This window comes from Acinetobacter nosocomialis (assembly GCF_041021905.1).
GTDB lineage: Bacteria > Pseudomonadota > Gammaproteobacteria > Pseudomonadales > Moraxellaceae > Acinetobacter > Acinetobacter nosocomialis.
Genome location: NZ_CP157432.1, coordinates 651,550 through 670,424 on the forward strand (window position 1 = coordinate 651,550; position 18,875 = coordinate 670,424).

General features: G+C 40.6%; 19 protein-coding genes. 8 read left to right on the top strand and 11 right to left on the bottom strand.

The window, feature by feature from the left end; all coding sequences use genetic code 11:
- Positions 1-48: 48 nt before the first annotated feature.
- From ABLC00_RS03060 to ABLC00_RS03075, 4 genes are all read left to right on the top strand, one after another.
- The gene (locus tag ABLC00_RS03060) at positions 49-990 is read left to right on the top strand and encodes an RsiV family protein (RefSeq protein ID WP_033846472.1); all 942 of its coding nucleotides are present in this window, start codon (positions 49-51) and stop codon (positions 988-990) included.
- Complete coding sequence (locus ABLC00_RS03065; RefSeq protein WP_033846473.1) at positions 990-1,802, top strand: TatD family hydrolase; 813 nt, start codon at positions 990-992, stop codon at positions 1,800-1,802. Before ABLC00_RS03060 ends, ABLC00_RS03065 begins: the two co-directional genes overlap by 1 nt.
- A 124-nt stretch (positions 1,803-1,926) precedes the next feature.
- Entirely contained in the window at positions 1,927-4,683 is a 2,757-nt protein-coding gene (gene acnA / locus ABLC00_RS03070) for an aconitate hydratase AcnA (RefSeq protein ID WP_033854142.1), read from the top strand.
- A gap of 366 nt (positions 4,684-5,049) precedes the next feature.
- Positions 5,050-5,811, top strand: coding sequence for a ThiF family adenylyltransferase (locus tag ABLC00_RS03075; protein ID WP_002050983.1), 762 nt, complete (start codon positions 5,050-5,052; stop codon positions 5,809-5,811).
- Between the two features lie 65 nt (positions 5,812-5,876).
- Here the strand turns inward: ABLC00_RS03075 and ABLC00_RS03080 are convergent, their stop codons facing one another.
- Complete coding sequence (locus ABLC00_RS03080; protein WP_009503237.1) at positions 5,877-5,999, bottom strand: hypothetical protein; 123 nt, start codon at positions 5,997-5,999, stop codon at positions 5,877-5,879.
- A 102-nt stretch (positions 6,000-6,101) separates the two neighbouring features.
- Here ABLC00_RS03080 and ABLC00_RS03085 point away from each other — a divergent pair, with 102 nt between their 5' ends.
- Entirely contained in the window at positions 6,102-6,995 is an 894-nt protein-coding gene (locus tag ABLC00_RS03085; RefSeq protein ID WP_033846476.1) for a LysR family transcriptional regulator, read from the top strand.
- Positions 6,996-7,006: 11 nt separating this feature from the next.
- Here ABLC00_RS03085 and ABLC00_RS03090 read toward each other — a convergent pair whose 3' ends face one another.
- The 5 genes from ABLC00_RS03090 to ABLC00_RS03110 all read right to left on the bottom strand — a co-directional run bounded on the left by ABLC00_RS03090 (position 7,007) and on the right by ABLC00_RS03110 (position 11,611).
- Complete coding sequence (locus ABLC00_RS03090) at positions 7,007-7,516, bottom strand: hypothetical protein (protein ID WP_002050979.1); 510 nt, start codon at positions 7,514-7,516, stop codon at positions 7,007-7,009.
- Positions 7,517-7,852: 336 nt separating this feature from the next.
- Entirely contained in the window at positions 7,853-8,857 is a 1,005-nt protein-coding gene (dusA, locus tag ABLC00_RS03095) for a tRNA dihydrouridine(20/20a) synthase DusA (protein ID WP_033846478.1), read from the bottom strand.
- A 142-nt stretch (positions 8,858-8,999) separates the two neighbouring features.
- Complete coding sequence (locus ABLC00_RS03100) at positions 9,000-10,190, bottom strand: MFS transporter (protein WP_004710591.1); 1,191 nt, start codon at positions 10,188-10,190, stop codon at positions 9,000-9,002.
- Between the two features lie 18 nt (positions 10,191-10,208).
- Positions 10,209-10,616, bottom strand: coding sequence for a RidA family protein (locus ABLC00_RS03105; RefSeq protein WP_004883190.1), 408 nt, complete (start codon positions 10,614-10,616; stop codon positions 10,209-10,211).
- Positions 10,617-10,684: 68 nt separating this feature from the next.
- Entirely contained in the window at positions 10,685-11,611 is a 927-nt protein-coding gene (locus tag ABLC00_RS03110; protein ID WP_033846479.1) for a DMT family transporter, read from the bottom strand.
- Between the two features lie 240 nt (positions 11,612-11,851).
- Here ABLC00_RS03110 and ABLC00_RS03115 point away from each other — a divergent pair, with 240 nt between their 5' ends.
- The 3 genes from ABLC00_RS03115 to ABLC00_RS03125 are packed head-to-tail and all read left to right on the top strand — an operon-like array spanning position 11,852 to position 14,772.
- On the top strand, positions 11,852-12,979 hold the full coding sequence (locus ABLC00_RS03115) for a Re/Si-specific NAD(P)(+) transhydrogenase subunit alpha (protein WP_004883185.1): 1,128 nt from the start codon (positions 11,852-11,854) through the stop codon (positions 12,977-12,979).
- An 11-nt stretch (positions 12,980-12,990) separates the two neighbouring features.
- The gene (locus ABLC00_RS03120; RefSeq protein WP_000230434.1) at positions 12,991-13,305 is read left to right on the top strand and encodes a proton-translocating transhydrogenase family protein; all 315 of its coding nucleotides are present in this window, start codon (positions 12,991-12,993) and stop codon (positions 13,303-13,305) included.
- Between the two features lie 12 nt (positions 13,306-13,317).
- Positions 13,318-14,772, top strand: coding sequence for an NAD(P)(+) transhydrogenase (Re/Si-specific) subunit beta (locus ABLC00_RS03125; RefSeq protein WP_000394402.1), 1,455 nt, complete (start codon positions 13,318-13,320; stop codon positions 14,770-14,772).
- Positions 14,773-14,823: 51 nt separating this feature from the next.
- Here the strand turns inward: ABLC00_RS03125 and ABLC00_RS03130 are convergent, their stop codons facing one another.
- From ABLC00_RS03130 to ABLC00_RS03150, 5 genes are all read right to left on the bottom strand, one after another.
- Positions 14,824-15,645: an SDR family NAD(P)-dependent oxidoreductase gene (locus ABLC00_RS03130; RefSeq protein ID WP_033846480.1), complete on the bottom strand. Its 822-nt coding sequence runs from the start codon at positions 15,643-15,645 to the stop codon at positions 14,824-14,826.
- 239 nt (positions 15,646-15,884) lie between these two features.
- Entirely contained in the window at positions 15,885-16,286 is a 402-nt protein-coding gene (gene rsfS / locus ABLC00_RS03135; RefSeq protein ID WP_001047580.1) for a ribosome silencing factor, read from the bottom strand.
- 81 nt (positions 16,287-16,367) lie between these two features.
- Complete coding sequence (locus ABLC00_RS03140) at positions 16,368-17,162, bottom strand: hydroxypyruvate isomerase family protein (protein WP_033846481.1); 795 nt, start codon at positions 17,160-17,162, stop codon at positions 16,368-16,370.
- A gap of 16 nt (positions 17,163-17,178) precedes the next feature.
- A complete protein-coding gene (locus tag ABLC00_RS03145; protein ID WP_033854136.1) occupies positions 17,179-18,045 on the bottom strand; it encodes an NAD(P)-dependent oxidoreductase in 867 nt (288 codons plus the stop codon).
- An 11-nt stretch (positions 18,046-18,056) separates the two neighbouring features.
- Positions 18,057-18,845: a crotonase/enoyl-CoA hydratase family protein gene (locus tag ABLC00_RS03150; RefSeq protein WP_033846483.1), complete on the bottom strand. Its 789-nt coding sequence runs from the start codon at positions 18,843-18,845 to the stop codon at positions 18,057-18,059.
- Positions 18,846-18,875 lie beyond the last annotated feature (30 nt).

The window sequence follows — 18,875 nt, forward strand, 5'->3', positions numbered from 1 at the left end:
ACTTCATATGAGTTATGCATAATCTTCTCAGAATAAAGGCAAAATATGATGTTAACTTCTAAGGCCTCGCTACGTTTAACGCTACTTGCTTCTGCACTATTTTTAGTGGCATGTCAGCCTAAAAGTGATCCTAAAGAGTCGAAAGATCAGCAAAAGCCAGCAGTGGTTGAGCAAAAGCCTGTGGAACTGACTTTAAAAGGGGAAACAGTTCAAAGTAAGGTGGTTTTGCCAGACTGTAGTGGTAAAACTTGCCCTGAATTTACTGTAGAGCGCTTGCAAAGTAACTATCCATTTATTGATAAGATTATTGATCAACAAGTTTTAAAAGCACTTGGCCAGATTCTTGAAATTGCAGAACCAGATGCAAAAACAGCAAAAGCTGATAAAAAGACAGAAGCTTCGGGAGTTGCTGCTGCTGACCAACAAGATAGTTTCGATGCTCAGGTTCAGCGCTATGCAAACTCATTTATTGGTTTAGACAAGGAACTAAAAGAGTTAAGTAGTAATCATCAGATTAATCTTTTAGTAAAACCTAAAATCATACAGTCGCAAGGTAAAGTCGTAACTGTTGTAGTTAACAGTAGTAGCTATTTGGGTGGGGCGCATGGTTCGGCTGCCCAGCACTATTACAATTTTGATTTAAAAGAGGAAAAGCAAGTCAAACTTGAAAACTTGCTGCGTCCAGAGAAAAAAGCGGCTTTAGAAAAGTTAGCACATGAAGCGTTTAAAGCTTGGGTGACTGACTCAAAACTTGCAAATAGTGTGAGTGAATATGAGCAAGCTTGGCCGTTTAAACTCACAGAAAATTTCTTGCTCGGTGATCAGGGCTTGATTCTTCAATATGGCGAATATGAAATTGGACCTTATGTGGTTGGACTACCTCGTTTAGTCATTCCATATGACCAATTACAAGATGTATTGAAAGAAGAATATTTGCCGCAGCCTAAAGATAAGCCGGCTTCGACACCTGCCGCAAAAAGTGCCAGCTAATGCATCTGTTTGATACTCATACCCATTTTGATGTTGCCGATTTTGATAAAGATCGGCAGCAATTAGCACTTGAAGCTAAAAAAGTGGGTGTGGATGCTTTGGTGTTAATTGGCTTTTTACAGTCACGTTTTGATGAGTTGGTACGCACTCATCATCAGCTCAAGCAGTGGGAGAATGTGCCCACTTCTTATTTAGCGCCGGGGTTGCATCCGTTTTATATTGAGCAACACAGGCCAGAGCATCTTTCTCATCTTGAACAAATTTTGCAGCAAGAAGACTGCGTGGCAGTGGGTGAAATTGGCCTCGACACTTTTTTGAAAGAGCATAAGCAGCCCGATATATATGCCAAACAAAAACAGTATTTTGCCGATCAGTTAGATCTGGCAACTCAATACCAAAAGCCAGTGTTACTTCATATTCGAAAAGCACACGGGGACGTATTAGCAATATTAAAAGCACATAAGTTTAAACTCGGTGGAATTGCTCATGCTTTTAGTGGTGGTGTGGAAGAGGCAAAAGGTCTAATTAAGCTTGGTTTTAAAATTGGTGTGACGGGACAAGTAACTAACCCAAATGCGAAAAAGCTTCATACTGTGGTACAGGCTATAGGTGCAGAGCATTTAGTGATTGAAACAGACTGTCCTGATATGACGCCGCTTTGCTGTCAAACTTCAACTGAGCAGCGTACTCGCAATACGCCTGTGAACTTACCTTATGTACTCAAAAGTTTGGCCGAAAATTTAAATATGGCCGAGTCAGATTTAGCTGATTTGCTGTGGAAAAACTCACTATCAGCATTGAAATTATCGTAATAAAAATCAAAGATTAGAAATAGTAACTAAAACAAAACACAGCGATGAAAAAAGAAGCTTAAAGTAAGAAAACAACATGTAAAAACGTGAAAAATAACATTGCCAGACATGGGAGGATAACCCAATGGCTAAGTATAGCAATATCAATAGTTTTAATGCTCTACAGACGCTAACAGTAGGTTCCAGCAATTATCAGATTTTTAGCTTAACCCAAGCCGAGAAAAAGCTAGGTGACATTGCCAAACTGCCGAAATCATTAAAAGTACTGTTGGAAAACTTATTACGGTTTGAAGATCAGCACAGTGTTAAAACAGAACACATTCATGCTTTAGCTGAGTGGCTAAAAACCCGTACTTCCGATCAGGAAATTCAATATCGACCTGCACGGGTTTTAATGCAAGATTTTACCGGTGTTCCGGCAGTTGTTGACTTGGCTGCAATGCGTGCTGCAATGGCACAAGCGGGCGGCGACCCTGAAAAAATTAATCCTTTATCACCTGTAGACTTAGTCATTGATCACTCCGTGATGGTGGACTATTTTGCCGATGATCAGGCTTTTGAAGAAAACGTTCAAATTGAAATGCAGCGTAATGGCGAGCGATATCAATTTTTACGTTGGGGACAATCTGCATTTAATAACTTTAGTGTTGTGCCACCGGGTACAGGTATTTGCCATCAGGTCAATTTAGAGTATTTGGCTCAAGCGGTGTGGTTAGGTGAAGACAATGGTCAAACCTTTGCTTTCCCTGACACATTAGTAGGTACAGACTCACATACCACTATGATTAATGGTTTAGGGGTTTTAGGTTGGGGTGTTGGTGGTATTGAAGCAGAAGCTGCCATGTTGGGGCAGCCTATCTCTATGCTTATTCCTGAAGTGATCGGTTTTAAACTGACCGGAAAATTACAAGAGGGAATTACGGCAACTGACTTGGTACTCACCATTACTCAAATGCTTCGCCAAAAAGGTGTGGTAGGTAAATTTGTAGAATTCTATGGGGATGGCTTAGCCGACTTACCACTTGCTGACCGGGCGACCATTGCCAACATGGCACCTGAATATGGCGCAACTTGTGGTTTCTTCCCAATTGATGAAGTGACTTTGGGTTATTTGAAATTAACTGGTCGTCAAAGTGACCGTATTGCATTGGTTGAAGCATATAGCAAGGCACAAGGCTTATGGCGTAATCCGGGTGATGAACCTGTTTTCACAGATACCTTAAGTTTAGATATGAGTACGGTTCAGGCAAGTTTGGCAGGTCCAAAACGCCCTCAAGACCGTGTGCTTTTATCAGAAGTACCAAAAACGTTTAATGCGCTCATGGAGTTAACACTTAAGCCAGCCAAAGAAGCCAAAGAACGTTTGGAAAATGAAGGCGGTGGTGGTACGGCTGTAGAAGCGACCAAAGCCAATATTCAGCATGAAAGCCCATCTTGTGTGATTGAAGGACAGGAATATCCGTTAAATCATGGTGATGTCGTCATTTCAGCGATTACTTCATGTACCAATACCTCTAACCCAAGTGTAATGCTGGCGGCAGGTTTACTTGCTAAAAAAGCCATTGAAAAAGGCTTGCAGCGTAAACCGTGGGTAAAAAGTTCACTTGCACCTGGTTCTAAAGTCGTAACCGACTATTTATTGGCTGCTGGACTTACCCCGTATTTAGATGAGTTAGGCTATAACTTGGTAGGTTATGGTTGTACAACGTGTATTGGTAACTCGGGTCCTTTACCTGAACCAATTGAAGATGCAATTCAGTGTCATGATCTAAACGTGGCATCTGTACTTTCGGGTAACCGTAACTTTGAAGGGCGTGTGCATCCATTGGTTAAAACCAACTGGCTTGCTTCACCACCACTTGTAGTTGCTTATGGTTTAGTTGGGAATATCCGTACCGATTTAACGACTCAACCAATCGGGCAAGGGAAAGATGGGCAACCTGTTTACTTAAAAGACATTTGGCCAAGTCAGGCAGAAATTGATGCCGTCTTACAAAAAGTAAATACCGACATGTTCCACAAAGAATATGCTGCGGTGTTTGATGGTGATGAAAGCTGGCAAGCGATTCAGATTCCAAAAAGTAAAACTTACGAATGGGCTGATGATTCGACTTATATTCGCCATCCGCCGTTCTTTGAAGGCATTGGTGATCCGCCAAAACCAATCAAAAATATTGAACAGGCACGTATTTTGGCAGTGCTAGGTGACTCGGTAACCACCGACCATATTTCACCAGCGGGTAATATCAAAAAAGACAGTCCGGCAGGTCGATATTTACAAGAACAAGGTGTTGAGCCAAAAGACTTCAACTCTTATGGTTCACGACGTGGTAACCATGAAGTCATGATGCGAGGTACCTTTGCCAACATTCGTATTAAAAACGAAATGTTGGGTGGCGAAGAAGGTGGTAATACCATTCATGTGCCAAGTGGCGAGAAACTTGCCATTTATGATGCGGCGATGCGTTACCAACAAGAACATACACCGCTTGTGATTATTGCTGGTAAAGAATACGGAACAGGTTCTTCACGTGACTGGGCTGCCAAAGGAACGAACTTGTTAGGTGTTAAAGCTGTCATTGCCGAAAGTTTTGAACGTATTCACCGTTCAAATTTGGTGGGTATGGGCGTGTTGCCATTACAGTTTGTTGATGGTCAAACCAGACAGTCGCTTAACTTAACCGGTCATGAGGTTATTTCGATTCGTGGTTTATCGGATGGCATTCAGCCTCATGAAATTCTTGAAGTTGATGTGAAAGGGCCAAATGGAGTAGCCAGCCACTTTAATGTGTTATGTCGAATTGATACGTTAAATGAGGTTGAGTACTTTAAGGCAGGTGGTATTTTGCATTATGTACTACGGAATTTGATTGCTGGTTAATGTTGTCTTGAGATTAATACCAATCAATATTTTTATTGGTTGGTATTAATTGAGCTTTTACATTAGAACTTTTCATTTTATTTGCTTGAGCTAATCATCATTCACAACCTGCCCATTATAAAAACATAATAGTTTCTGCGATTCTTCTGATACTCGTGAACAGATGACAGGTTTTGTGAATGAGAAAGTTTTTGCTTACTTTTTTAAAAAAGTAAGAAGATTTAGCTGTTAGTACTTGAATTATAATGATAAGACTTGTCGTGAATTTAAATATCCCCATCTCAAGTTTTCTTTGATCTGAAATACACTTTCTTCTGAAAAGCAGTAAAATACTCTCCGTGTTTTATATCCCCTCAAAGAGTAGCAATGACCGATCTTCAACAAGATGAATATGACCGCCGTTTTGCAGGTGTAGCCAAAATTTATGGTGATTCATCGTTCCAGCACTATGAAAAAAGTCATGTGATGGTGATTGGTATTGGTGGTGTTGGCAGTTGGGCGGTAGAAGCTTTAGCACGCACGGGAATTGGTGAGATCACACTAGTCGATATGGATGTGGTTGCGGCATCAAATGTGAACCGTCAGCTACCTGCAATGACCTCTACTCTGGGCTGTGAAAAAGTTGAGATTATGGCGGAGCGTTGTCGCCAAATTAACCCACGTATTAAAGTTAATATTATTGATGACTTCTTAACACCACAGAATGTTGCAGAGCTTTTAAACCCTATACCAGATATTGTTTTGGACTGCATCGATGACGTTAAAGCAAAACTGGCTTTAATGCTGCACTGCCGTTTTAATAAAATTCCTTTGATCGTGTCGGGCGGAGCAGGTGGTAAGCTCGATCCACTTAAAATCCGTGTGGCTGATTTATCAAAAACAGAACAAGATCCAATGTTAGCGAAGCTACGTAGTCAACTTCGTGCTCGCGGCATCTGTAAAAAGCCAAAAGAGAAATTTGGCATTACCTGTATTTATTCTATCGACAATCCGTTTTCTAGTGCGGATGTCTGCCCATCGGCAGGGTTGCGCTGTGGTGGCTATGGTTCAGCAGTAGTAGTGACTTCAAGCTTTGCCATGATTGCTGTGGCCGAAGTTTTGAAAAAACTCGATTTAAAGAAAGCCTAATTTAAATATTGAAAAGGCATGCGCTTAGGTGAGAGTACATGCCTTTTATTTTTGAGAGAAACTATTTAATCGTACAGCTCTATGTGGTCTTGCTGTGGCTGTGTAGGTAGCTGCTGATCATAAAATTTAAAGCACCATAAAATTAAAATAACGATGGTGCATATTGCGAAACCTTTTAAATATTTCATGAAGAATTCAATCAAGTGAATGGTCTTAATAAAATTCTAGCGAAGGGAATCTATCTAATCTAATATAGAAAATAGACCAAATGATCTAATTTTGAGATGGTAATGCTCACATTAAAACAATTCCAATATTTCATAAAAATTGTTGAAGAAGGGAGTTTTACCGCTGCTTCGGAAAAACTATTTATTGCTCAGTCTGCTTTAAGTCGACAAATGAAGCTATTAGAAGAAGAGATAGGTTTTCAGTTATTTGATCGCACTGATAAAAGGGTAAAACTCACGGCAGCGGGAGAAGTGTTTTATAAGAAAATAAAAGATAATTTGCTCTACTTAAATGAAATTATTGATCTTGCCAAGAGTGTTTCGGAAGGGAAAAACCGCCAGATTAAAATTGCTCATTCAAGTAGCATTGTTATGGATCATAAAAAGGTACAAATATTAAAAGAAGTTAGCTTAACGCAGCAGCTGAGTTTTGAGATCAATACCTTGTCATCCGAGCAGCAAATCTTAGCTTTAATGAACGGTGAAATTGATATTGGTTTTATTAGACCTCCCGTTCGGCACACACTAGATGAGATGAGCATTCTTAAGTTATATGAAGAGCCTTTAATGGTGGCTGTGCATACCGAGCATGCCAAATTTGCTAAAGCACAAAAGGTTTATTTAAAAGACTTGAAAGATGAGTGTTTTGTAACTACACCTCATGCCGAAAGAGGGGGCTTGAGTTATTTGGTCGCAAATCTGTGTTTAGCTGCAGGATTTACTCCACAAAAAGCCCCAATTCTGTCACGTAAGGTTTCGCAGTTACAATTGATCGCTGCAAATTTGGGAATCAGTATAGTTCCTGAAGAGTTCAAACAAATTTTGCCTAATCAGGTAAAGCTATTACCTTTGGCAGATGATTTGTCATTCTCAGAAGTTTTGTTGGTTTATAGAAAAGATCAGGATGAAATGATTCAGCATTGTGCCGAGCAAATTCATCAAATGTTTCGATCTTAAAAAGCAGTAAACTAACCTAATCTGTAGTAAGTATAAGTGACGTTGTCATCTTTATAGACGTCGTAACTGCTTTGTTTGAAGTCCGAAACCCATTCACTTCCTGTGTAACCAGCGATGTGACCATAAACATGGTTGCGAGTTCTGTGAATGATGTAAATGTCGCCTTCTTGAGGCTCATCAAAAGCTGGGTTAATTTCTTTATAGCCAATCTTTTTCAGGGTATCGCCCCAATCAGATGCTGCAATTGGGTGGTTTTCAACATCGGCACCAGCAGATTCAAGTGCAAGACGAATGCTACGTGCACAACGAGCTTTGCTGCGTCTAGAAGTAACACTTTCTAGTTTTGCTACGAATTTTTCTACATCAATGGCGGGAGGGGTATTGCTTTCAGTGCGGTGATTGTTGGGTTTCATGGTGAAGGGATAAGGAAGGCTTGGTGTGCTGTGTGATACAACAATCGCTGCCTGATTTGAATCCTGATACATATAGTTATCAGCTACTTGTCCGTCATAAATAATCATCGTGAAATCTCTACCCGTACTACCTATATCCGTATTTAGAAAATCACCACCTACCTGTGGCGTTCAGAGATACTAATTGCCCAAACTTAAAAGTTTTGTTTATGTTATGTAATAACGTATCTTTTTTCCAGTTTTTATTTCTGACTGCGAAAAAATAGCCTAGTTAAAATAGCGGCTAAAACTAGTAAAATTTAAGTAACTGATATTATTGAGTATAAATAAGTAATCAGAGCTTAAATTTGAATATTTCGAGCCGACATTTGCGAATATACTCAAAATCTAAGTCTCTGATTTAAAATGCCACATTTTCTTACAATTTAAGAAGGCTGAGTGGGCTTAAGCCTGATGCTCTTTCACATATTCTTCAGTACGAATAATCGCAGCTTGCATGTTTCGAATAGCATTCTCGACATCAGTTAAAGTTTTTGCATTTCCACCGCTTAATGCTTGACGCCATTTACGGGCACCCGGTAGGTTTTGAAATAAACCTAAAATATGGCGCGTAATGATAGAGAGTGGAGCTCCTTCCGCCATACGTTGTTCAATATAAGGCAACATCTGCTCCATGATATCGAAACGGTCTGGTGCTTCTAAGTTCCAAAGTTGGCCAAGCTCAGCAAGTAGGTAAGGGTTGTGATAGGCTTCACGACCAATCATCACGCCATCAACGTGCTGTAAATGAGCTTGAGTTTCGGCAAAAGTTTTAATTCCGCCGTTAATTTCAATCGTTAAGTGCGGGCGTTCTTGCTTTAAACGGTAAACATCTTCATAGCGTAGCGGTGGTACTTCTCGGTTTTCCTTCGGAGATAAACCTTTTAATATCGCAATACGGGCATGGACGACAAAGTGTGTGCAGCCCGTTGCCGCAACGGTGTCTACGAAGTGCAGCATTTCTTCGTAAGACTGCATGTCATCAATACCAATACGGTGCTTAACCGTTACTGGAATATTCACCGCTTTTTGCATGCTATGAATACATTCAGCAACTAAGTCTGGCTCTGCCATTAAACATGCGCCGATTTTATTGTTCTGTACACGGTCACTTGGGCAGCCTACATTCAGGTTGACTTCGTCATAGCCCCAGTCTTCAGCCATTTTTGTACAAGTGGCAAGCTCTTGAGGATTTGAACCACCAAGTTGCAGTACGATTGGGTGTTCTTGAGCGTTATAGTCCAAGTGGCGTTTTGCATCGCCAAATAAAATCGCGCCTGTTGTCACCATTTCGGTATACAGCACAACGTTTGGGTTAAACAACCGTGCAAAGAATCGGTAATCCTTTGTAGTCCAGTCCATCATTGGGGCAACTGAAATACGAGGTTGTAACGATTGAAGTGATTGCATAATCAATAGACCCAAAAGTCGCTAAATTAAAGAAAGGGCAGCATTATACGGGGTTTAGCTCTGAATCGACAGAGACATTTAATCGCGTAATTTATAACCGCCCTTAGGATGAATGTAGAAAGATGATTTTTAACAAATTACCTTATGAGTGAGCCAACTGCTTTTTTTGTAAGAAGGCATCAATCACACTAAATAAAATACAAAACAGAACGAGTCCAACCCCTGCAAGGCAAGTCATGGCCCATCCACCATGATTCCAAGCAAAAATTCCTAATGCCGAACCAGCTGCGCCACCAATAAAGTAAGTGGTCATATAGATGGCATTAATACGGGATTTAGCATCTGGACGTAGACGGAAAATAATACTTTGGTTACTGGTGTGAACGAGCGCGAGTGCTAATTGAATTAACGCAAACCCAATGACATATGTAGAAAGTAGAGTTTGTCCAAAGTAGAAACAAACCCAACTGACTAAGAATAGTCCACAGCCCATCCATGTAAGTAATTTTGTGTAGCCTTGGTCGGCGTATTTACCAATATAGCGGGTTGATAATGCACCAAAAATACCAACTAGAGGAACGAGTCCGATAAACAGATCTGGTAAATGGTGTGCTGAGGTCAGTAGTAAGGCGATAGTGGAATATAAAGTACTTACTGCTGCAAAGGCGAAAGCACCTGTAAGCGCTCTTAGTAATAGTCGCTTTTCCTGCTTTAAAAGCTGAGCCATCGAAACAAAAATTTGCCCATAATTCATTTTCATACGCAAGACGTAAGGTAGACGGCTTTTTAAAGTAAATGCCAGTAATAGCATTAAAACGCCGCTTACCACATAAACGACTTTCCAGTGGAAAAGATTGGAAAATAAACCAGCCAGACTGGTGGAGAGTAAAATCCCGACCAATAAGCCACTCATTAAAAAACCGATAATCTCGCCTGTTTTTTCAGGTTTGACTGTCATAGTAGCTAATGGAATTAATACTTGAGCTGCAACAGAAAATAAGCCCGCTAAAATTGTACCAATCCAGAGCATAGGTAAGTTAACAGCAAAGGCAGAAGTAAATAGACCAACTGCGCAAAGCACCATCAAAAACGGAATAGCTTTGGCTTTATTGACGATGTCACCCATCGGAACAATAAAGAGTAGACCAAGGGCATAAGACACCTGAGCAAATGTCACTGTTAAAGCGGCTTGTGCTTGAGTTACAGCAAACTCTTGCTGAATAGAATGAATTAGAGGCTGACAGTAATAATTCACACCTGCACATAAGCCACATGCTGCTGCCATCAACCAAAGCAAAGGTTTATTTTGACTGATATCTTCAGGGGTAGACATGATATTCTCTCGGTTTTATTAGGTGTATGCTGTTGCTTCAACTTCAATGAGCATGCGCTCTAATGCAAGGCGTGGTACAGGAATGAGCGTACAGGCTGGAAAAGGATGATTTTTCCATAGATTTTGCATGATTTTAATTAAAATTTGGTGTTTTTCGTCTGAGTGGTCAACAATTAAAACCCTTAAAACAGCAATATCTGAGATTTTTGCTTCTGCTGCTGTTAATGCATTTTGAATGTTATTAAAAACTTGAGTGGCTTGTTCTTCAAAATTTGGGCTTAATTCCCCTTTCGAATCTTCACCGCCTTGTCCTGCAATATGAATAATATTTTTAAAATTTTGGACTACAGCAATATGGCTATAAGCATTTGGCGTTGGGTTATATAAAGTAGAGGGGTTTATGATTCTAAAAGTTTCTTTATTCATTGGAACTCAACCTTTCAGTAAAATTTAGATGAGTATCCAACCTCAACTTAAGTTGAGGTCAAGAGAATTTAATGTTTTAGTCTTTTCTTTCTAAGCGTAATCATCATTACCCCTACAATATTGAGTAGGCAACCGACCCATTGCCATATATTAAGATGCTCATTTAAGAAAACAACGGCAAGTAAAATAGTTAAAACTGGTCCGATTGAAGCGATCATTGCAGATTGTGATGCACCAAGACGTTCAATACTTTGTATGAGCATAACGGTGGGTAAGACAGTGACTAAAAAGCCTAAGCCGACTCCATACCAAATTACACTTGAGGGGAGTTGTAATATTAGTTGAATAGGGTGAGGAGTACTTAGTGCGTAATGTGTTAATGCCCCAATACAGGCCACAGTTAACGCTAAACCTGTGAAATTCCAAGAACCAAATTTTTTAATTAATGGTGGGGTTAACAGTAAATAACCAGCAAATGCTACAGCACTTGCAAATACAAAACTTGTTCCTAGCCAGAAATTGCCCTGAATTGGTGCGTTGTTGTGTTCTTGGAGCATCACTAGCACGGTTCCACCATAACTAAGAAAAATGGCGATTAAACTTTTTATATCTAATTTTTGTTTGTAGAGCAGGCTTGATGCAATCACGGTAAGTGTTGGATATAAAAATAAGATAATTCGCTCTAAAGAAGCACTAATAAACATAAGGCCCATGAAATCAAGCCAGCTGGCAAAGTAGTAGCCTAATAGACCGGCAAAAATTAAAATTAGCCAATCCTTCTTTTTTATGCCCTGATTATGATGCCTATTGAACCAGCAAATTAATAGAAAGAACGGTAAGGCGCTTAGCATACGTAAAGCCATCAGGACTGTACCGTCTACTAATGGAGAAAGGGCATAAGTTTGTTTAATAAAGATTGCTTTTGTACTGAATAGAAAAGCAGAACAAAGCGCGAAAAAAGACCCAATTTGAAACGAAGATAAAGAAATTTTCATATACAGGACTGTATAAGAGAGACTATTGTCTGCAAAAAAAAAGAAAAATCTTCCTATATTACACCTCAAGTCAAATATCGTGAATCATCAGTTCAAAATATGGGTATTTATTAAATAAATAGTGGGTGGTATTTTCAAAAAGTTCAATTAGAATCCAAATTCTGTACAAAGAATACACATGGGGGAAACATTGCGGGTTGCAATGTTTTTAACAATGAGAAATTAGCTTGAGGAACGCTCATGCAGATCGGAATCCCAACCGAAACTGTCGTCGGTGAAAATCGTGTAGCTGCTACGCCAGAGACAGTAAAGAAGTTGATTAGCGCTGGTCATAGCGTTGTGATTGAACGTGGTGCTGGTGTAAAGGCTGCGTACATTGATAGTGCTTATGAACAGGTCGGTGCAACCATTACGGATGATGCCTATACGGGTAGTCAAATTATTTTGAAAGTTCGTGCGCCACAAGGCGGGGAAATTCAAAAACTTGCAGCAAATACAGCTGTTGTAGCAATGTTTGATCCTTATCGTAATACCGAGCTAGATCAGTTTGCGAATCAGCAAGTGTCTGCTTTTGCTCTGGAATTGCTTCCTCGTACGCTTTCTCGTGCACAAAACATGGATGTGTTGTCTTCTCAGGCAAACTTGGCTGGTTATAAATCAGTCTTGCTTGCGGCTGCCGAGTATCAACGCATGTTCCCAATGCTGATGACTGCTGCTGGTACTGTAAAACCTGCACGTGTTGTGATTATGGGTGTTGGGGTTGCGGGCCTTCAAGCGATTGCTACAGCAAAACGTTTGGGTGCTGTTGTTGAAGCAACAGATTTACGTCCAACAGCTAAAGATCAAGTTGAGTCTTTAGGTGGTAAGTGGTTAGACGTACCAATGTCTGAAGAAGAACAGCAACGTGCAGCAGATGCAGCAAAAAATGGTTATGGCTGGATGCCGGGTGAGCAATACATCAAAGACCAAGCTGCAATTGTGGATAAAGCTGTGTCGAATGCCGATATCGTGATTACAACAGCATTGTTGCCGGGTCGTGATGCGCCGCGTCTGATTAAAGCTGAAACTGTTGCCAAAATGAAGCCGGGCTCTGTCATTTTAGATATGGCAGTTGAAACGGGTGGTAACGTTGAAGGTTCTAAAGTTGGCGAAACTGTTGTGACTGAAAATGGCGTGAAAATTTTGGGTATTCCAAATATTCCAGCCACTGTTGCGACAGAAGCTTCTGCATTATATGCACGTAACGTTTTCAATTTCGTAGAGACTTTATTCGACAAAGAGAAAAACTTTGCGATTAATCAAGAAGACGAAATCCAAAAAGCCCTATTGGTCACTCATGGCGGTCAAGTGCTGCTTAAGCGTGGTTAAGGAGATTTCTCATGGTTGAAACTATTACAATTTTCGTCCTTGCCATCTTCGTAGGTTATTACGTAGTTTGGGGTGTTACACCAGCTTTACATACGCCACTTATGGCGGTAACTAACGCATTGTCATCAATTATTGTCGTTGGTGCGATGTTGCAAACAGTCGGGCTGCCTGTACTTGGTGTAGATGCAAATGTTGCATTTCAAAGTGTGAATGTTGTAAGCGTACTTGGTGCGATTGCGGTATTTTTGGCAAGCATTAATATTTTCGGCGGCTTCGCAGTAACTGCACGCATGTTGGAAATGTTTAAGCCTAAGCAAAAGAAATAAGAGGGCTTTGACATGGAATTTATTCAAGCAAATGCAAACTGGTTGTACCTTGTAGGCGCAATTCTCTTTATCTTGACGCTTCGCGGTCTATCTGGTCCTAAAACAGCAATTCAAGGTAACCGTTACGGTATGATCGCAATGGCGATTGCAGTTGTAACAACCTTCTTTGTTGCCAACAACCCGGTTATTTGGATGATTGGCGGTGCAATGGTGCTTGGCGCGATTGTGGGTATTGCACGTGCACGTACTGTACCAATGACTCAAATGCCTGAAACTGTTGCACTTATGCACTCATTGGTAGGTTTGGCTGCAGTTTTAATTGCAGTTGCTGCAATTTTGCATAACAACCAGCTTACAGCATTGTTTGCTCAAAACGAGGCAGCATTAACAGCGGCTGGCGTGCAACATGCGCACATGAGCAAAGTTCATTTATTTGAATTGTTTGTGGGCTGTTTCGTTGGTGCGATTACCTTTACAGCATCTGTGTTTGCTTACGGTAAATTGGCTGCGAAAAAATGGGCTAAAACAATCTCTGGCGCATGGGTTAAACCTGTTCAAGCACTTATCTTTGTTGCGATGTTGGCTTGTGGTTTCTACTTCTTTACAACTGGTAATATGACTGCTTTCTGGGCAATGACAGCACTTGCACTTGCATTTGGCTGGGTATGGATTGCACCGGTAGGTGGTGGTGATATGCCTGTGGTGGTATCGCTTCTTAACTCGTTCTCTGGTTGGGCAGCGGCAGGTATTGGTTTTACCCTTGAAAATAACATGTTGATTGTTGCGGGTTCGCTTGTAGGTTCATCTGGTGCGATTCTGTCATACATCATGTGTAAAGCAATGAACCGTTCAATCATCAACGTATTGTTTGGTGGTGCAATGGGTGGTGCGGCAGTTTCTACAGCGGCTAAAGGTGAACAAGTTCAACGTAACTACCGTTCAGGTTCTGCTGATGATGCTGGCTTCTTGATGTCAAATGCAGACAGTGTTGTGATTGTACCGGGTTATGGTATGGCGCAAGGTCGTGCACAAAATGCTGTGAAAGAGCTGTGTGAAATTCTAAAAGAGCAAGGTGTTCGTGTTCGTTTCGCAATTCACCCGGTTGCAGGTCGTATGCCTGGTCACATGAACGTATTGCTTGCTGAAGCAGACGTAGCCTATGAAGACATCTTGGAAATGGATGAGATTAACTCTGACTTCCCGGCAACTGACGTAGTACTTGTTATTGGTGCAAACGACGTTGTGAACCCTGCTGCAAAAGATGACCCAGGTTCACCAATTTATGGTATGCCGATTCTTGAAGCACATAAAGCACGTACAATCATGGTGATTAAGCGTTCTATGGCGACGGGTTATGCCGGTCTTGATAATGACTTGTTCTATAACGAAAAAACAATGATGATCTTTGGTGATGCTAAGAAAGTTGTTGAAGACATGACTAAAGCAATTAATGGTACAGGTCACTAAGTTGCTTTGATACAAAAAACCACCTTCGGGTGGTTTTTTGCTTTTTGGGATTTAAAGAAACTTTTCTACTAAGTCCATTGATTGTTGGTAGAGGTCGCGTGCCAGTTGCTGGTTTTTGGCATGTGACGATTTCCAGTCAGGCATATGCGCACTGACATATTCGCCGTTGCGGTTTTGCCATGATTCTCCAATCGCCATCTCTGTTATGAGCTTTGCAGGAACTGATGTTGGAACTAAACCTACTTTCATGGCTGCATAAACTGGTTTTGGTAAGTCGCGATAAATATCGGAGGCAACACCACCAGGGTGTAGTGCATTATTGGTAATTGAACTGTCTGCTAGTCGTTCAGCTAGTGCATTGCTCAAGAGCAAGTTTGCAAGCTTGGATTGTCCATAATAGAACAGGGGATTGTAAAAACCTTCTGCGCGAAATTTATTAGGTTTAATTGAGCCAACCCAATGAGCAATAGAAGCAAGATGAATAATGCGTGCTTTAGGTGACTGTTTTAAAGCCGGAAGTAACTTTTGAGTAAGTAAGAAATGACCTAAGTAATTAACGCCAAATTGTTGCTCAAAACCATCTGCGGTGAGATGTTTTGTTTTTGCAAATAGCCCGGCATTGTTAATAAGCACATCAAGGCTGCCATATTTATCTGTAATTTCATCAGCAGCTTTTCGCGTTAGCTCAAGGCTATTCAGATCAAGAGAAACGACATCAACTTGTCCTTGGTTGAGTGAGCGTAGTTTGTTGTGTGCCTCTTGTGCTTTTTGAGGATTTCGGCATGCCAAAATCACATGTTGTCCTTGTTTTACAAGTTGTTCGGCTGTGGCAAAGCCAATCCCTGTGTTGGCGCCTGTAATGAGTATTTTCACTTTTTAGTGCTCCGGTTATGCTATTTATTGATGAGACTATAAGAGTAGTTATAGTGCTGTAATTCTGACAATTTGTCATGTCAAATTTAAGTAAGATTGATGACTAGCTCGTAAGTGCTGTTGAAGCTTTGATGAGGATATCTGAGGCTATAAAAGATAATTTTTTTAAATAAAATTTTGATTAGTTATATAAACAAAAAGCGGCTCAAAAGAGCCGCTTTTTTTTAAAAGCAAAAATTTTATGCGACTGACTCTGGGGCAGTACGCCATAAACTTTCTAAATCATAGAATTTGCGGGCAGTTGGTAGCATCACGTGTACTACAACAAAACCAAGATCAATTAAGATCCATTCGGCATCTCGTTCGCCTTCAACGCCAATCGGGCGGAAACCAGCTTTTCGAGCTTCTTCTGCAACATTGTCAGCAAGTGCTTTGACGTGACGAGTAGATGTACCACTCGCAATGACAATAGCATCCGCAACGTTGCTAATAGAACTAACATCTAACTGTAGAATATCTTTTGCTTTTACATCAACTAAAGCGTCATGGACGACTTTGAGACAAGCTTGTACGTCTTTATTTGAGGTGTTCATTGCGAAATCGTGAGAATTAGACACGCTGGGCGATGGTTCTAAATTCATATAGGGTATATTTTCCTGACAATTACTCACTATCTAATATAGTGGTTTTCACTCAGAATTTCAAACAAAACTAGTAACAGTTTATATATTTACATCATCGGAAAAGTATTTCTTTTTCCATGTAAATGACTGATTTGACCCGTTTTTAGGTTTATATTCTGCTGCAATGTAACCGTCATACGTGCTTTGTTTAATCCATGAAAAAATTTGCTCATAAGGGATTTGAGCCGTATCGGGTTCATGGCGTCCAGGACAGTCTGCAAACTGAATATGGCCAATCTGGTGAATATTTTCTTGTAACCCTTCAAGTACATCTTCACCCATCATTGCCATGTGATAACAGTCATATTGCATTTTTAAAGCAGGGTGGTTGACTGCTTCAAGCATCTCTTGAGCTTGGGCAATGTTCTGTACTAAAAAGCGTGGCATATCTGTGCCATTAATCATTTCAAATACAGGTTCAATGTTGTGTTCTGTAAGTAAATCACAAGCTAACTTTAAGTTGCTTGCAAGTGTTTTAAGGCAAGGAAGTAAGTCAGAATCTTGAGGTTGCTTACCTGCCAAAATATTAACACGAGGCACTTTTAAGGCAGTAGCATAGCGAATAGCTAACTCTAGTGCTTCACGGAATGCTGCTTCTTGGCCAGGTATGCCTGCTAAACCATTTCCACCTTGCATAAGATCGCCAGCAGGAACATTAATTAAACATAAACTTAGGTTGTAACGTTCAAGTTGGTCTTGAATATCGGCAATGGAAAGTTCGTATGGGAATTGGATTTCTACATGTTCAAAGCCCTCTGCATGGGCTAATGCAAAGCGATCAATTAAAGAAACTTCGGTAAAAATCATGGATAAGTTAACGGCAAGACGACCCATACAAAAACTCCGTTTATTATTGCTCTACTAATTGAATGATAGTAGCTAAATCTTTCTCAGCAAAGCCATTTTTTTGGTGAGTTTGTAGCTGTAATAGAGCTTTTTGTGCAACAGGTATGTCTAAATTAACATTGTTAGCCAATGTTACCGCGTTGTTAAGATCTTTGGATAATGTTTGAACTTTCCACTGAATAGGCTCGAAAGTATGAGTCGCCATGCGTGGTGCAAGTATTTGAAAAGGCTTTGAGTCAGCAAATCCACCTGCTAGGGCGGGAGCCAGTAATGTCGTGTCTACACCTGCGTGGTCTGCTAGTGCTACAGCTTCGGCAATAAGAGCACTATTTGCTGCCACAATCAGCTGATTGCAAATTTTAGTGGCTTGGCCTGTACCTGTATCGCCCATACGTGTTACACGTTGAGAAAGTACATTGTAAACAGGACTCAAAGCTTCAATAGTTTGAGCATCTCCACCTGCAAAAATGACTAGCGTGCCTTGTTCTGCCCCGGCTGTACCGCCTGAAACAGGAGAGTCAATCCATGTCACATGTTGTAACGCGGCAGCCTGAGCAAGTGCTTTTGTTGCAGCAACAGACAGGCTTGAGAAATCGACAATAACTTGATTTGCTTTTAAATGAGGCTGGATTTGCTCAAATACGGCTTGCACAGCTTTATCGTCAGCTAGGCAAGTTAAAACTATAGGGTATTGTCCGATGTTTGAAAGATCGAGAGCATGTGCGCCAATATCGATAAGTTCTTCACAAGCAGATGCTGTTCTGTTCCAGACAGCAACTTGAAAACCAGCTTGAATAAGGCGGCTAGCCATACGGCTCCCCATAAGTCCTATACCTAAAAAGGCAATAGGTGTATTACGATCAAAATTCATCTTCAAAGCTCTTATCTATATTGGCGTGGTAAAAATTTAACTTCCGGATGTTTGTCTTTTTTACGAGCAAGTTTGCTATTTTTACCAAGTAATAATTTAAGTTGCCAGATTTTTTCTAGACGCAATGATTTTTCTGGCTGGTGCTCCATTGCATCTAATACACGTTTTGCAGCAGTCAATGCATCAGGTGAGCGTTGTAGCATTTCTGAGGCAATTGCATTCGCTTTTTCTAAAGGGTTCTCGCTTAGGTGAGTTACAAGGCCAATATCTTTTGCATAGTTTCCGTCAAACACACGAGCAGTTAAGGTGAGTTCTTTGGCAAGGTCAACACCTATCAAACCTTTGAGTGAGCGAGTAAGTCCCATGTCAGGTACTAATCCCCAGCGACTTTCCATAATCGACATTTTTGTCTCTGGGTGGGCAATACGAATATCGGCAGCCAGCGCAAGTTGCATCCCCGCACCAAAGCAATAACCTTCAAGTGCCGCAATCACAGGTACAGGTAAGTTCTGCCAAATTAGAAATGCTTTTTGGAAAAGGCTTTGTCCAGGTTTTACAAGCTCCCAAATCGCAAATGCAGAGTTTTTAGGGTTGTTAAGGTCAGATAAATCAATACCAGCACTAAATACTTGTGCTTCACCAGTCAAAATTACACAGCGGATATCTCGGTCTTTTTGTATAGCTTTAGCCGTTGAAAGGAGTTCTTTGAGGAGGGCAAAACTCATGGCATTACGTTTATCAGGACGGTTTAGATAAACTGTTGCAATACCATTATTTTTTTCAATACGTAAAAGTGCCATGAAATTCCCGCTTATTTTTTTATCGATAAA

Excerpts from the sequence above, each read along its gene's own strand:
- ABLC00_RS03060 (WP_033846472.1), top strand. The coding sequence starts at position 49 with ATGTTAACTTCTAAGGCCTCGCTACGTTTAACGCTACTTGCTTCTGCA.
- ABLC00_RS03065 (WP_033846473.1), top strand. The coding sequence starts at position 990 with ATGCATCTGTTTGATACTCATACCCATTTTGATGTTGCCGATTTTGAT.
- acnA (WP_033854142.1), top strand. The coding sequence starts at position 1,927 with ATGGCTAAGTATAGCAATATCAATAGTTTTAATGCTCTACAGACGCTA.
- ABLC00_RS03075 (WP_002050983.1), top strand. The coding sequence starts at position 5,050 with ATGACCGATCTTCAACAAGATGAATATGACCGCCGTTTTGCAGGTGTA.
- ABLC00_RS03080 (WP_009503237.1), bottom strand. The coding sequence starts at position 5,999 with ATGAAATATTTAAAAGGTTTCGCAATATGCACCATCGTTATTTTAATT.
- ABLC00_RS03085 (WP_033846476.1), top strand. The coding sequence starts at position 6,102 with ATGCTCACATTAAAACAATTCCAATATTTCATAAAAATTGTTGAAGAA.
- ABLC00_RS03090 (WP_002050979.1), bottom strand. The coding sequence starts at position 7,516 with ATGATTATTTATGACGGACAAGTAGCTGATAACTATATGTATCAGGAT.
- dusA (WP_033846478.1), bottom strand. The coding sequence starts at position 8,857 with ATGCAATCACTTCAATCGTTACAACCTCGTATTTCAGTTGCCCCAATG.
- ABLC00_RS03100 (WP_004710591.1), bottom strand. The coding sequence starts at position 10,190 with ATGTCTACCCCTGAAGATATCAGTCAAAATAAACCTTTGCTTTGGTTG.
- ABLC00_RS03105 (WP_004883190.1), bottom strand. The coding sequence starts at position 10,616 with ATGAATAAAGAAACTTTTAGAATCATAAACCCCTCTACTTTATATAAC.
- ABLC00_RS03110 (WP_033846479.1), bottom strand. The coding sequence starts at position 11,611 with ATGAAAATTTCTTTATCTTCGTTTCAAATTGGGTCTTTTTTCGCGCTT.
- ABLC00_RS03115 (WP_004883185.1), top strand. The coding sequence starts at position 11,852 with ATGCAGATCGGAATCCCAACCGAAACTGTCGTCGGTGAAAATCGTGTA.
- ABLC00_RS03120 (WP_000230434.1), top strand. The coding sequence starts at position 12,991 with ATGGTTGAAACTATTACAATTTTCGTCCTTGCCATCTTCGTAGGTTAT.
- ABLC00_RS03125 (WP_000394402.1), top strand. The coding sequence starts at position 13,318 with ATGGAATTTATTCAAGCAAATGCAAACTGGTTGTACCTTGTAGGCGCA.
- rsfS (WP_001047580.1), bottom strand. The coding sequence starts at position 16,286 with ATGAATTTAGAACCATCGCCCAGCGTGTCTAATTCTCACGATTTCGCA.
- ABLC00_RS03140 (WP_033846481.1), bottom strand. The coding sequence starts at position 17,162 with ATGGGTCGTCTTGCCGTTAACTTATCCATGATTTTTACCGAAGTTTCT.
- ABLC00_RS03145 (WP_033854136.1), bottom strand. The coding sequence starts at position 18,045 with ATGAATTTTGATCGTAATACACCTATTGCCTTTTTAGGTATAGGACTT.
- ABLC00_RS03150 (WP_033846483.1), bottom strand. The coding sequence starts at position 18,845 with ATGGCACTTTTACGTATTGAAAAAAATAATGGTATTGCAACAGTTTAT.